The following is a 13,436-nucleotide window of genomic DNA, read 5'->3' on the forward strand; positions in this document are numbered from 1 at the left end:
TCCCAGTATCTATTTCTAACAAAAATTGAGGCTAAGACCTTTTCCTAGCCTCTTTTTTGATGGTGTAGATAAGGGAAAGGCAGAAAGACTTCTGTGCGGAGGTTTAGTTTTATATAGAATTTTTCTAAGATAAGTATTTCTAAAGATTTTTATTGCATTTGCAATAAAAATCTGCTATAATATCTTCAGAAGGAGGAGGTATGTCAATTTTACGTGAGATTGGAATCATTGCTCGGGCTTTGGATTCCATCGCTAATATTGAGTTTCGTGACATAGATTTGGCGCGGGGGCAGTATCTCTATCTGGTGCGGATTGCGGAGAATCCTGGGATTATCCAGGAGGAGCTGTCAGACTTGCTCAAGGTAGATCGCTCGACGGTGGCTCGATCGGTCAAGAAGCTAGAAAGTAAAGGTTTATTGGAACAGCGGCCAGCAGCCAATAACCGCAAGAACAAGGAATGGTTCGTTACCGAGAAGGGGGCAGCCCTCTATCCTTTTATCCTAGCGGAAAACGAATATTCGGAGCAGGTTTCGTTGGAAAATTTTTCAGAAAACGAGCGGAAAGAGTTAGAGAAGTTACTGGTTCGCGTCCGAGAGAATATTACCAAGGACTGGGAGCTGGTCAAAAAAGGTCAGAAAAGAAATTATTGAGGTAGTACATGAAAATTGCAGTTGAAAATGAGTTTTGGGCTTTGTTTCCAGAAGCTCAGATTAGTGTTTTAGTGGTCAAGGGACTGGATAATAGAGTGGATGAAAGTAAGGATCCTTATTTCAAATCCCTGCTGGATAAGGGAGCCAAGCGAGCAGCAGACTTTATTCCAGATGAGAACTTCACTCAGAACGATGTCATTCAGGAGTGGCGGCAGGCTTTCAGCCAATTCAAGACCAAAAAAGGAGCGCGCTCCTCTATCGAAGCCCTGCTCAAGCGGGTCAGTCAAGGACGGGAATTCAACCCAATCAATCCTTTAGTAGATATTTATAATAGCGTTTCCCTCTCTTATGCTGTTCCTTGTGGCGGTGAGGATTTGGACAAAATTGTCGGCGGTCTTTATCTAGGAAAAGCCAAGGGTGGCGAAGCATTTTTCCCACTGGGAGCTGAGACTGATGCACCAGCTTTACCTGAAGAAATCATCTACTATGATGATGAGGGAGCGGTCTGCCGTTGCCTTAACTGGCGAGAAGCGCAACGAACCATGCTGACAGAAGAGACCAAGGACGCCATCTTGGTTATCGAGGCCATCAATGGAGAGCAGGCGGCGCGTGCCCAAGCAGCTATGACGGAACTTCAGACTCTGATTGAGGACTATTTTGGGGTTAAGGGTGATATTACCCACCTGACAGCTGAAAATCCAAGCTTGGAAGTCTAAAAATAAAAATATCTGGATCAGAAATATCTGGTCCAGATGTTTTTGTTTGGGGGAAATAGGCTGCTCTATTCTTATCTTGCCTTATTTTTAAAGACAAAAATCTTGCTGAAGACGTAGTTGAGAACGATAATCAGCACTTGAGCAATTAAAGTTTCAATGGTGTTGACCATCTTAATATCGTTGTGGACGAATTGACCGATAATCTGCGGGAAGCTAGTGACAAAGATAAAAGTCAATAGTAAATTTAAGCCCATAGTAGCAAGGCGGGCTGTGAAAAATTTGACCAGTCGTACTGGCCAGCCCTGTCTCTTTTGCTTGAAAACGATGGTATCGTTGGTCACAAAGGCAAAGAGAATTCCCAGAATATCACCAATTATCGTAGCCAGTAGTTCCTTGCCCGTTAATTCATAGCAGAGCATCCGACTGACAACGGATACGACAGTTGTGGCCACACCAAAGAAGAGGTAGGATAGGACTTCATTGTCAAAGAATTTTTTAATCAAAGTTTTCATAAGCATAGTCTATCACATTTCTAGGATTTATGCTATACTAGTGAGGTTGTCGATTTGAAGGAGATAGCTTTTCCGTCTAAGGCAACCCTTGGCGCTTAACTTCTTTCGCCAAGCATATTACACGCGCTCATGCGCTAAAGGAGAAAACATGAAACAAGAAAACTTATCAGTTCGTGATTTGACACACATTGCCATTGTTGCTGCTATTTATGTAGCCCTAACCGTCACGCCTCCCTTAAATGCGATTAGTTACGGTGCTTACCAGTTCAGAATTTCTGAAATGATGAACTTTATGGCCTTTTACAATCGTAAATATATTCTGGGAGTGACCATTGGCTGTATGATTGCCAATCTCTATAGCTTTGGAATCGTTGATGTCTTTGTCGGCGGTTGGTCAACTTTAGTCTTCCTATCATTAGGTGTCTACCTCTTTAGTCGCTATAAGAATCAATACCTGATCAAAGATTTGATTCGTTTGGATCACTTCTATTTTGCGATTTTCTTTTCTATTTCGATGGTGACGATCGCTGCAGAGTTGTATTTCTTACAAGGCTTGCCTTTCTTATTGACTTGGTTCACAGCAGGCATTGGAGAATTTGCTTCCTTGATAGTTGGAGCTATGATTATTAACCTTATTGCTAGACAACTTGATTTGACAAGATAAGACAGGCAGAGAGCGGCATTTCCGCTCTTTTTATGTACTTTTGCTTTTTAGGAATAATTGGAAACAAATAGAGGAAGATTTTGTATATTTATGATAAAATAGAAGTATGAAAGAAAGAATGTCAGAATTAGTAAAATTGCTCAACCGATATGCTCATGAATACTATACGGCAGACAGGCCAAGCGTATCGGACAGCGAGTATGACAGACTCTATCGCGAGTTAGTGGAGTTAGAAGAAAAGTACCCAGCTGATATCCTGCCTGATAGCCCGGCCCATCGGGTGGGTGGGAAGATTTTAGAAGGATTTGAAAAATATCCGCACCAGTATCCTCTCTTTAGTTTGCAGGATGCTTTTTCACGTGAAGAATTAATGGCTTTTGATCAACGAATCCGCAAGGAATTTCCTCAGGTTTCCTATATTTGTGAACTCAAGATTGATGGGCTTTCTATTTCCCTGACCTATGAAAAGGGAATCTTGGTAGCAGGAGCGACTCGGGGGGATGGCTCTGTTGGTGAAAACATCACGGAAAATCTCAAGCGGGTTAAGGATATTCCTCTGACCTTGAAAGAACCGCTAGACATTACGGTTCGCGGAGAGTGTTACATGCCCAAGGCTTCCTTTGATGCGGTCAATCAACTGCGTCAGGAGAACGGTGAGCCTGAATTTGCCAATCCTCGCAATGCGGCAGCAGGAACCCTGCGACAGTTAGATACAGCAGTTGTGGTCAAGCGCAATCTAGCAACCTTCCTCTACCAAGAAGCCAGTCCGACTCAGGCTGGCAGCCAAGAAGCAGTTTTGAATAAGCTAGCGGCTTTGGGATTCTCAGTCAATCCGATTCATTTTCTAGCGGATTCGATTGATGGCGTTTGGGAATTTATCGAAAAGATTGCTCAGGAGCGGGACAGTCTTCCTTATGAGATTGACGGTATCGTTATCAAGGTCAATGATTTGGCGGTGCAAGAGGAGCTTGGCTTTACTGTCAAGGCACCCAAGTGGGCCATTGCTTATAAGTTTCCAGCTGAGGAAAAGGAAGCCCAGCTTCTGTCTGTTGACTGGACAGTTGGTCGGACGGGAGTTGTGACTCCAACGGCGAACTTGACGCCAGTTCAGCTGGCGGGGACGACTGTTAGCCGAGCAACCTTGCACAATGTGGATTATATTGCAGAGAAGGATATTCGTCAGAAAGACACAGTTATCGTCTATAAAGCGGGAGATATTATTCCTGCTGTCTTGCGCGTGGTAGAATCCAAGCGGGTCTCAGAAGAGGCTTTGGAAATACCAAGTCACTGTCCGAGCTGTGAGAGCGAGCTGGTGCATTTCGAGGACGAAGTGGCTCTGCGCTGCATCAACCCGCTTTGTCCAGCTCAGATCAAGGAAGGATTGATCCACTTTGCCAGCCGAGATGCCATGAATATTACTGGCCTTGGTCCAGCAGTGGTCGAAAAGGTCTTTGATAAGGACTTGGTCAAGGATGTGGCTGGAATTTACCGACTTTCTGTAGAAGATTTGCTGACCTTGGACGGCTTTAAGGAAAAATCAGCGAATAAATTGTATACTGCCATTCAAGCTTCCAAGGAAAACTCAGCAGAGAAATTGCTCTTTGGTTTGGGAATCCGTCACGTGGGAAGCAAGGCTAGTCGGATTTTGATGGAGAAATTCCACGATATGATCAAGCTGTCTCAGGCCAGTCAAGAGGAAATTTCTTCTATTGACAGCTTGGGTACGGTTATCGCGCAGAGTCTGCATTCTTACTTTGAGCAGGAAGGCAGTCAGCTTCTCCTACGGGAATTGCAAGAAGCTGGCGTCAACCTAGACTATCTGGGGGAGAAAGTGGCAGCTGATGCCGCTCTCGCTGGCAAAACAGTCGTATTGACCGGAAAATTACAAAAATTAACACGGAATCAAGCTAAAGAAAAATTGCTGAGCTTGGGTGCAAATGTCGCTGGAAGTGTGTCTAAAAAGACAGATTTGGTGGTGGCAGGCAGCGACGCAGGCAGCAAATTGACCAAAGCCCAAGAACTTGGAATCGAGATTCGGGACGAGGATTGGCTAGATAGCTTGTGAGGCTGAGTATGGAAAATAAGATAAAAAAAGCAAGATTGATTTATAACCCAACTTCTGGGCAGGAAATTATCAAAAAAAATATTGCCGAAGTCTTGGATGTTTTGGAAGATGTTGGCTATGAAACCAGTGCCTACCAGACGACTCCAGAGCCTTTCTCTGCTCGGCGGGAAGCTGAAAGGGCAGCCAAGGCAGGTTTTGATTTGGTCATAGCAGCTGGTGGAGATGGGACTATAAATGAAGTAGTAAATGGGGTTGCGGGCCTAGATGTGCGCCCCAAGCTGGCTTTCATCCCAACCGGTACAACCAATGATTATGCGCGTGCCTTGAAAATTCCGATGGGAGATCCAGTAGCTGCAGCTCGGATTATCGAGAAAAATCAGACGATTCAGATGGATATCGGTCGGGCTTATGGCAGCAAATACTTTATCAACATTGCGGCGGCGGGCACTCTGACAGAGCTGACTTACAGTGTCCCTAGTGAGGTCAAGACCCGTCTAGGCTATCTGGCTTATGTAGCCGAAGGGGCCAAAATGCTGCCACGCTCCAAATCCCGTAAGGTACGGATTGAGCATGACCATGGTGTTTTTGAGGGCAAGATTTCGCTTGTCTTTGCAGCCTTGACCAATTCTATCGGAGGCTTTGAAAAACTAGCGCCAGATACAAAACTGGACGATGGAAATTTCACCTTGATTCTTGTAAAAACGGCTAAGTTGTTTGATATGCTTAGTCTCATCATACAGGCGATTAATGGTGGTCAACATGTGACGGATGCCAATGTTGAATATCTGAAAACCAGCAAATTGAAGCTAGAAGTATTGGATAAAAAAGCACCTTTTATGTTGAATCTGGACGGTGAGTACGGAGGAGATACACCAGTAGAATTGGAAGTTTTGCATAATCATCTGGAGTTTTTCGCCAATATAGATGAAATCGATGAGAGCGCTCTTTCCTTAGAAAAATTAGAATGAAGAGATAAATGAAAATGCTAGACTATAAGGTCATTGTCCATTACCACAATCCTAAGGGAGATTACTTTTCTTATGATTTGTGGCAGTGGCAGACGGATCAGTGGGGAAAAGAAGCCCCTTTTTCTAAACTAGATTATTTTGGTATTCAGGGAGAACTATCTTTTAAAAGTTGGGAGCCCCTTAGTCAGGCTCATGTGATTGTCAAGCGTTCAGACTGGTCCAGCCAATCTTGCGACTACCACATTGACTTATTGCCAGTTCATTTGTCCACAGAGGTTTGGTTGATTGAAGGCGATCATCAGGTCTACTATTCCTTGCAAGCGGCGACGACGAGCCACCAATATTCGCGGCGACGTCCTCATAATTTTGATGTAGCTATGCGGTCGGATTATTTTGACGAATGCTGGGGCTACCAAGGTTGGCTTGGGCATCGTCTGCATGGGCAAGTAAATGAGTTTAAAGTTTGGGCTCCGACAGCCAAAAAAGTTGAATTGGTAGTTTATAAAACTTCCGATAATCAAGCAGCTGTTTATAAAGAATTCCCTATGGAAAAGGGAGAGATTTACTCGCACGATCATGCTAAAAATACAATCGGAGTTTGGTCGGTGGAAGTGCCAGAAGATTTAGCTGGCAAGGCCTACCAGTATCATGTTCATTTTGAAAACCAGCATTTTTTGACGCGCGATCCTTATACAATTGCTACCAGTCCAGATGGCAAGCGCTCAGCTATTGTTGCCGAACAGGACAAGACTGTTGCTGGTTTTAAGGTATGTCAAGGCAAGGAGGCAACTTGGCGTTTAGATAATCCAAATCAGGCGGTCATCTATGAGATGCATATCCGAGATATTAGCAAATCGCCTAGTTCTGGTATCGCAGAACATTTGCGAGGGACTTTTTTGGGGGCATGTCAAAGCGGTACTAGAAATGGTCAGGGAGACCAAAGCACTTTTGATTACATTCGCAATCTAGGTATCAATGTGGTGCAGCTCCAGCCGGTTTCTGACCGACATAAGGACTATGACGAAAATGGCCAAGTTACTTATAACTGGGGCTATGATCCGCAGAACTATAATGCACCAGAAACCAGTTTTTCTTCCAATCCAGATGATCCGGGTCAGGCTATCCGAGATTTGAAAACCATGATTCAGGCTTACCACGATGCAGGGATTTCTGTGACCTTGGATGTGGTTTACAATCATATTTATTCCACCTTTGACTCAGCCTTTCAGTCAACGGTTCCCGATTATTACTACCGGATGAATCCCAACGGTTCTTTCCAGAATGGTACAGGTGTCGGCAGTGAGACGGCCAGTGAGCATGAAATGTTCCGCAAATTCATGATTGATTCACTTCGTTACTGGGTAGAAGAATTTAATGTGGATGGCTTCCGCTTTGATTTGATGGGAATTCATGATGTCACCACCATGAATATCATCCGAGAAGAAATGGATAAAATTGATCCACGGATTTTGCTTTATGGTGAAGGTTGGGATATGGGAACAGGCCTGATGTCAGAGGACAAGGCTAAGAAAGACAATGCTTATCAACTGCCGCGAATTGGCTTCTTCAATGATACCCAGCGTGATGCAGTGAAAGGTGCTGAAGTCTATGGTGGCTTGAAAGCTGGTTATGTGAGCGGACAAGCGACTGAGGATATCATAGCTAAAGCCATTCTGGGCAGCAGTGAGTTAGGCTCTTATTTGACACCAACTCAAGTTCTTAATTATGTGGAGGCGCATGATAATTTCAACCTGCATGACTTGCTGGTTGACTTGCACCCAGATGATGATGAGGTCATTCGGACGAAAAGAATTGAGCTGGCAACAGCTATGAACTTGCTCATGCAGGGAATGGCATTTATGGAATTGGGACAAGAATTTTCTCGCACGAAACTAGTAGGAACAGGAGAAGAGGGCCAAGTCCTGCCTAGCGATCGTGACAGAGCAATGAACAGCTACAATGCTCCCGATGCAGTCAACCAAGTGAATTGGGAATTGATCAGCCAACATCAGGAGAGTATTGATTATATCAAGCAGATTATTCATTTAAAAACAAGTCAGAAGGAATTTTCTTATCAAACCTATGAAGAGATTTACAAACATGTCTTTGTAAGAGAAGCCTTTGCTGGCAGTGGTATCGTCATTTTTGAGATTAAAGATGAAAAACATTATGAAATCATTTTTAACGCAAGTGGCCTGCCATATTACCTTGAGAATGCGGATCACCTACGTTTATTGGTCGGCAATAGCCGCCATAAGAGACCCTTCTATGTTGAAAATCTGACCGCTTCCGTTTTTGAAGTGATTAAATAAAATTGAATAAAGATAATAAAAGATTGAAGACAGGCTTTGTGGCTTACCTCTTCAATCTTTTTTTGTGCCTTGAATTGTCAAATTAAGTGCACAAGAAAAACTCTCCCCAAAACATTTTTCAATGCTTTAAGAAGAGTTGAGTAGCCTCATAGTTTAGGGGCTGGCACTTGAACTGGAGGAGCTAGAAGAACTGGAGGACTCTCCGCTAGTTCCCTCTTCGCTGCTAGTGCTAGAGTGAAATTGTTCTGGGTGAAGTGCTCGATAACTTGGTGAATTAAAGAGATCAACAGAGGATACACCGCCACGTTTTGAATAAAGGCTAGTCGATTGATCACCTTTTTCTTTCTCAATGGCCTTGAGGGCTTTCAAAGAGTTGATGTAGTTGTAATCATCAGGGTTGACTTTTCCTAGGTTATTGCCTGTGTAAAAGCGGAATAGATCCCCCGTCTGAATAGTATCGCTCATCTTCAGCTGTGTATTTGCGGCTGTTCGGATAGCTTCTAGTTCAGCTGTTGTTGACTCGTCTGGCAGAGTGATCTCCTCACCAGTTTGTGTGTTGTAAATGCGGCCGCTATAACTTGTGTATTTTGGTGTTACAAAGTTATTGGTTGAGCGGAAGGCCACGATTTGCTGGTGCTGAGGTGAGAGGAGGTCTTGCCCGACTTGGAGGTAATTTTTGGAGTCAATTCCCAATAAATGCTCCAAGGTTGGTAGCATATCGATTTGTCCGCCAAAGGTATCGATAATTTTTCCCTTTTCCATTCCAGGTATCACGACCATGTATGGCACTCTCTGTAACATAGCATTGTCATAGCTAGACCATGTCTCAGAATTTTTATTGATCAAAGGTGCCAGAGCTGGATTACGAGAATTAGAAATTCCATAGTGGTCTCCGTAAAGGACAATAATTGAATTTTCATACAGTCCAGCTTCTTTTAGGTAGTCAAAGAAAGCTTTGACAGCTGAGTCGAGGTAGTTTGCTGTTGCAAAATAGCCATTGATGGTTTCGTCTTTGGTATCTGCCAGTGGGAAACCAATCTCATCACCAATCAAGCTGGTCGTATAAGGATAGTGATTGGAGACGGTGATGTATTTGGCATAGAAAGGCTGCTGCAAATGTTCCAGATACTTGATGGAATCTTTGAACATAATCTTATCGTTCAAGCCATACTGGAAGGAGTTAGTCTCATCTTGCTTGGTAAAGTAAGATGCATCGAAGAAATAATTATAGCCCCATTGCTTGTAAGCGGTGTTGCGATTCCAGAAACTGCCTGTATTTCCATGGAAAACAGCAGATGTGTAATCTCCATTTTTAGACAGGATAAAAGGTGCTGCCTGCTGGGTATTGGTACCGCCGTAGTTGACCATGAAAGAGCCTTGGTTGAGACCGAAGAGCCCTGTTTCAATCATAGTTTCTGCGTCGGAAGTCTTTCCAGCCTTGACTTGGTTAAAGATATTTGAAAAGGCTAAAGTTGAATTAGAGTGGTAAAGCGAGTTGAGGAATGGCGTAACTTCGTATTCCTTGCCATCCATTTGCAGTTTATAGTCAATCAGAAACTGCTGGAAGCTTTCCAAGTGGATATAGAATACATTGCGTCCTTTAGCAATGCCGTAGTATTCAGAGTTTGGCTCGGCATAGTGGGATTGGATATATTGTTCAACAGGCTCCAGATCTTTGGCAGAGGCTTTGGAACGCTCTTTATTAGCGCTATAAGTTTGATTAGCACTGTAGCCGAGGAAGGCAGGGAGTCCGAGCGCGCGAACGACATAGTAATTGGAAAATCCGCGTGTCAGGAGCTCTGGACGATCAATTTCTGCTAGGAAAAGATTGGCCGAAAAGAGCATCGCTGATAGGGATGTCACGGCAAAGCTGGCGCGAATATTAAACCTACGATGATCCAAGCGAATATACTTTTTGTAAAAAAGCCAGCCTAGAATTGGGAAATCAATGATATAGATAGCATCCCAAGGGCGGAAGAGCTCCATGGCTGCTGCCCCGAGGCCTGCAGACACCTTGCTGGAAGCCAACATAGTATTGACTGTGACAAAGTCGGTAAACTCACGATAGTAGATGGAGTTTGAGATCAACCATACAAAAAGTAAGATGTAGATAGCCGTGCTGACACAATAAAAAAGCTTGGTCGGCTTGATATAAAGGGCGAGTCCAATCAGCAAAAGTCCAATTGGGAAGGGGTTAATCAGAGCCAGAAAAATCTGATAGGCTCCTTGAATATCTAAATTAAAATCAACAGTATAAGCCCACATGGTTTTTAACCAGTAAATCGTGAGCAAGCTCAAGACGAAACCGAGCCTTGTACTCATAAAATTGAGTAAATTCTTGGTTGTTTTTTTCACAGAAAGGTACTTCCTTGTCTTATTTCCTAAAAATTCTCTTTTTCTAAGTATATCACAATTTTTCAAGTTGAGGAAAAATTGAGGTGAATTAGTGCTTAGTTTATTTTATTTGTAAAACAATGAAGAGTATATCTTCTTCTAATAATTTTAATAGAAAGTGGAAATAGGGAAATTTTTAATCGAAGAGAGTGGGACAGAAATCGGTAATTCGTTAGAATTCGATTTCGTCGTCCCACCTCCGCACAGTTGAGTAGGGCTGTAAAAGCTGATGAAATCAGCGTAATAGAGCCCACTCAACCACTGCGTCTTGCTCGACAATCCAAAGACAATTGAGAGGCTAGGACTTTTGTCCCAGACTCTTTATGATAGCAAATGTTGGAGATTTCTTCTACTAAAACAAGTATTATGTGAAAATAATAAATATGCTTTGAGAATTTTCACAATATTTGGTATAATAATGCTTATGAAGAAACTTACTGTTAATAAACAGACAGAGGAAAAGTTGAGAAAAGGAATTTTAGTTCTAGATAAGAATGATTTTCCAACTCTTTCATTCACCGATCAATGTGTGGAATTGCATAGTCAGCAGGGGAAGTTCTTGGGAACGGCTTATCTCTCCTTACAAAATAAGGGACTTGGCTGGCTGATTTCCTATGCTAAGGTAGAGCTGAACTCCGCTTTCTTTCAGCATTTGTTTGAAAAAGCTAAAGACAAGCGTTTTTATTACAGTCATGCAGAGGATACGACAGCCTATCGCCTGTTTAACCAAGAAGGTGACGGTTTTGGCGGTTTTACGGTTGATATCTATGAGAAATATGCCGTTTTCTCTTGGTACAATTCCTTTGTTTTTTCAATCAAGGATCAGATAGTGGCTGCTTTCCAGCAGGTATTTCCTGAGGTCGCTGGAGCTTACGAGAAGATTCGCTTCAAGAGCTTGGACTATGAGTCTGCCCATCTCTACGGAGCAGAAGCGCCAGCCTATTTTACGGTTTTGGAGAATGGCGTGCGCTATCAAGTCTTCATGAATGATGGCCTGATGACTGGGATTTTTCTGGACCAGCACGAAGTGCGGGGGAGTCTGGTTGACGGCTTAGCTAGCGGAAAAAGTCTGCTCAATATGTTCTCCTACACAGCAGCATTTTCGGTGGCAGCTGCCATGGGCGGTGCCAGTCAAACAACTTCGGTGGATTTGGCCAAACGTAGCCGCGAGCTTTCCCAAGCGCATTTTGAAGCCAATGGTTTGGATTTAGAGCTGCATCGTTTCGTGGTCATGGATGTCTTTGATTACTTCAAATACGCCAAGCGTCACGAGTTAAAATATGATGTGATTGTCCTAGATCCGCCGAGCTTTGCTCGCAATAAAAAGCAGACCTTCTCTGTTGCGAAAGATTACCATCGTTTGGTGGCTCAGGCCTTGGAAATCTTGAGCCCAAAAGGAACATTGATTCTTTCGACCAACGCAGCTAATGTTTCTAAAAGTAAGTTTAAAAAAGAAATTGAAAAAGGATTTGCAGGAGTCCCTCACCGCTATCTAGCGGAATATGGTCTACCAGCAGACTTTGTATACAATAAGAAAGATGAGAATAGTAACTACCTCAAGGTATTTACAATTAAGGTGAACAAATGAAATTAGTCGTTTCAATCATGCCCAGAAGTTTAGAAGAGGCTAAAGCAATTGATGTGAGTCGTTATGATGATGCTGACATTATCGAATGGCGCGCGGACCTTTTGCCTAAAGAGAGCATTCTGAACGTTGCTCCTGCTATTTTCGAGAAATTTGCTGGACGTGAATTGCTCTTCACGCTGCGAAGTCGCGGAGAAGGTGGCGAAATTGATCTCTCAGATGATGAATATGTTGCTCTTATCAAAGAAGTAGCCAATTTTTATTCGCCAGACTATGTTGATTTTGAATACTATTCGCATAAAGATAAATTTGAAGAAATGCTCGAGTTTCCAAATTTAGTTCTCAGTTATCATAATTTTGAGGAAACGCCTGAAAATATGATGGAAATTTTGTCAGAATTGACTTCTTTGAATCCTAAGGTGGTCAAGGTTTCTGTCATGGCGCACAATGAGCAGGACGTCTTGGATCTGATGAACTATACTCGTGGATTTAAGATTTTGAACCCTGAACAAGAGTATGTAACGATTTCTATGGGAAAAGTTGGGAAGATTTCTCGCTTAGCTGCAGATTTGACAGGTTCAAGCTGGTCTTTTGCCAGTGTTGAGCAGCCGAGTGCACCAGGTCAGGTTTCTCTAGCAAACATGAAGGTTGTGCGGGAGATTTTAAATGAAAATTAATGGCCATACTCGTCTAGCAGCAGTTGTTGCTAAGCCGATTAAGCATAGCATTTCACCATTTATTCATAATACTGCCTTTGAGAAGACTGCTGTCAATGGTGTCTACCTTGCTTGGGAAATTGAAGCAGGGGATTTAGAAGCGACCGTTGCTAATATCCGAAGGTATGATATGTTTGGGATAAATTTGTCAATGCCCTACAAGCAGGAGGTCATCCAATATCTTGATGAATTGGCTCCCAGCGCCCGTCTTATCGGAGCTGTGAATACCGTGGTGAATAAAAATGGTACATTGATAGGATATAATACGGATGGCAAGGGCTTTTTTAAGAGCTTGCCGTCTTTTGCTATTCAGCGCAAAAAAATGACCATTTTAGGTGCTGGAGGAGCCGCGACAGCTATTATCGCTCAAGCTGCTTTGGATCAAGCAGAAGAAATTTTTGTTTTTACTCGGCAGACCTCCTATGCTAATACTGTCAGCAAGATGGTAGCAATCAGTCGCCAAACTAAGAGCAGGATTCAGGTGCTGAACTTGGAAGACCCGGCTCTTCTACAGGAGAAAATTACCCAATCTGACCTGTTGGTCAATGGAACAAGTGTGGGTATGGATGGAGAATCTTTACCTCTAGTAGAAAGTATTCAACTACCTGCAAAGATTTTAGTCGCGGATGTGATTTATAAACCTTTTGAAACACCTTTTTTAAAGTGGGCTCGAAGTCAGAAGGTAGAGGCAGTGAATGGTCTAGGTATGTTGCTTTATCAGGCAGCAGAAGCTTTTGAGCTTTGGACAGGACAACCCATGCCTTGTCAGGAAATTTGGCAGCAGCTAGAAGCTCTGTATAAATAGTCACTCGTACTCAGCTCCTCTATGGTGGAGCAGGAAAAACAAGGAGACG

Annotated in this window: 11 protein-coding genes and 1 riboswitch; of the genes, 9 read left to right on the forward strand and 2 right to left on the reverse strand. The window is 43.1% G+C overall.

Annotated elements, in window-relative coordinates:
* Window positions 1-200 precede the first annotated feature (200 nt).
* Window positions 201-650 carry a MarR family winged helix-turn-helix transcriptional regulator gene (locus I872_RS02060; protein WP_015604501.1) on the forward strand — a complete coding sequence of 150 codons (450 nt, stop codon included), beginning with the start codon at window positions 201-203 and terminating at the stop codon, window positions 648-650.
* 8 nt (window positions 651-658) lie between these two features.
* Window positions 659-1,366, forward strand: coding sequence for a B3/B4 domain-containing protein (locus I872_RS02065; RefSeq protein ID WP_015604502.1), 708 nt, complete (start codon window positions 659-661; stop codon window positions 1,364-1,366).
* Window positions 1,367-1,437: 71 nt separating this feature from the next.
* On the opposite strand, the gene I872_RS02070 is transcribed toward I872_RS02065, so the two are convergent.
* Window positions 1,438-1,878, reverse strand: a complete 441-nt coding sequence (locus I872_RS02070; RefSeq protein ID WP_015604503.1) for a GtrA family protein — start codon at window positions 1,876-1,878, stop codon at window positions 1,438-1,440.
* A gap of 28 nt (window positions 1,879-1,906) precedes the next feature.
* Window positions 1,907-2,029: riboswitch (PreQ1 riboswitch) on the forward strand.
* Between I872_RS02070 and I872_RS02075 the strand changes: the two genes are divergently transcribed.
* The 4 genes from I872_RS02075 (at window position 2,027) to pulA (ending at window position 7,887) form a co-directional block, all read left to right on the forward strand.
* A complete protein-coding gene (locus I872_RS02075) occupies window positions 2,027-2,542 on the forward strand; it encodes a QueT transporter family protein (protein WP_015604504.1) in 516 nt (171 codons plus the stop codon). Its footprint overlaps the riboswitch before it by 3 nt.
* Before the next feature lie 106 nt (window positions 2,543-2,648).
* Complete coding sequence (gene ligA / locus I872_RS02080) at window positions 2,649-4,607, forward strand: NAD-dependent DNA ligase LigA (protein ID WP_015604505.1); 1,959 nt, start codon at window positions 2,649-2,651, stop codon at window positions 4,605-4,607.
* An 8-nt stretch (window positions 4,608-4,615) separates the two neighbouring features.
* Entirely contained in the window at window positions 4,616-5,575 is a 960-nt protein-coding gene (locus I872_RS02085; protein ID WP_015604506.1) for a diacylglycerol kinase family lipid kinase, read from the forward strand.
* A gap of 14 nt (window positions 5,576-5,589) precedes the next feature.
* Window positions 5,590-7,887 carry a type I pullulanase gene (gene pulA, locus I872_RS02090; protein WP_015604507.1) on the forward strand — a complete coding sequence of 766 codons (2,298 nt, stop codon included), beginning with the start codon at window positions 5,590-5,592 and terminating at the stop codon, window positions 7,885-7,887.
* A 153-nt stretch (window positions 7,888-8,040) separates the two neighbouring features.
* Here the strand turns inward: pulA and I872_RS02095 are convergent, their stop codons facing one another.
* The gene (locus tag I872_RS02095; protein WP_015604508.1) at window positions 8,041-10,242 is read right to left on the reverse strand and encodes an LTA synthase family protein; all 2,202 of its coding nucleotides are present in this window, start codon (window positions 10,240-10,242) and stop codon (window positions 8,041-8,043) included.
* Between the two features lie 463 nt (window positions 10,243-10,705).
* Between I872_RS02095 and I872_RS02100 the strand changes: the two genes are divergently transcribed.
* From I872_RS02100 to I872_RS02110, 3 genes are read left to right on the forward strand one after another with little or no spacing between them, the layout of a single operon-like run.
* Window positions 10,706-11,869 carry a class I SAM-dependent rRNA methyltransferase gene (locus I872_RS02100; protein WP_015604509.1) on the forward strand — a complete coding sequence of 388 codons (1,164 nt, stop codon included), beginning with the start codon at window positions 10,706-10,708 and terminating at the stop codon, window positions 11,867-11,869.
* The gene (aroD, locus tag I872_RS02105; RefSeq protein WP_015604510.1) at window positions 11,866-12,543 is read left to right on the forward strand and encodes a type I 3-dehydroquinate dehydratase; all 678 of its coding nucleotides are present in this window, start codon (window positions 11,866-11,868) and stop codon (window positions 12,541-12,543) included. The genes I872_RS02100 and aroD overlap by 4 nt, the downstream gene beginning before the upstream one ends.
* Window positions 12,533-13,387 (forward strand): shikimate dehydrogenase, encoded by an 855-nt coding sequence (locus I872_RS02110; RefSeq protein ID WP_015604511.1) that lies wholly within the window; start codon window positions 12,533-12,535, stop codon window positions 13,385-13,387. The genes aroD and I872_RS02110 overlap by 11 nt, the downstream gene beginning before the upstream one ends.
* Window positions 13,388-13,436 lie beyond the last annotated feature (49 nt).

The organism is Streptococcus cristatus AS 1.3089 (assembly GCF_000385925.1).
GTDB classification, from domain to species: domain Bacteria; phylum Bacillota; class Bacilli; order Lactobacillales; family Streptococcaceae; genus Streptococcus; species Streptococcus cristatus_B.

Bases quoted from the DNA above. Each gene is read 5' to 3' on its own strand.
- pulA (WP_015604507.1), top strand. From the start codon at position 5,590: ATGCTAGACTATAAGGTCATTGTCCATTACCACAATCCTAAGGGAGAT.
- I872_RS02085 (WP_015604506.1), top strand. From the start codon at position 4,616: ATGGAAAATAAGATAAAAAAAGCAAGATTGATTTATAACCCAACTTCT.
- I872_RS02100 (WP_015604509.1), top strand. From the start codon at position 10,706: ATGAAGAAACTTACTGTTAATAAACAGACAGAGGAAAAGTTGAGAAAA.
- aroD (WP_015604510.1), top strand. From the start codon at position 11,866: ATGAAATTAGTCGTTTCAATCATGCCCAGAAGTTTAGAAGAGGCTAAA.
- I872_RS02070 (WP_015604503.1), bottom strand. From the start codon at position 1,878: ATGAAAACTTTGATTAAAAAATTCTTTGACAATGAAGTCCTATCCTAC.
- I872_RS02110 (WP_015604511.1), top strand. From the start codon at position 12,533: ATGAAAATTAATGGCCATACTCGTCTAGCAGCAGTTGTTGCTAAGCCG.
- I872_RS02075 (WP_015604504.1), top strand. From the start codon at position 2,027: ATGAAACAAGAAAACTTATCAGTTCGTGATTTGACACACATTGCCATT.
- ligA (WP_015604505.1), top strand. From the start codon at position 2,649: ATGAAAGAAAGAATGTCAGAATTAGTAAAATTGCTCAACCGATATGCT.
- I872_RS02065 (WP_015604502.1), top strand. From the start codon at position 659: ATGAAAATTGCAGTTGAAAATGAGTTTTGGGCTTTGTTTCCAGAAGCT.
- I872_RS02060 (WP_015604501.1), top strand. From the start codon at position 201: ATGTCAATTTTACGTGAGATTGGAATCATTGCTCGGGCTTTGGATTCC.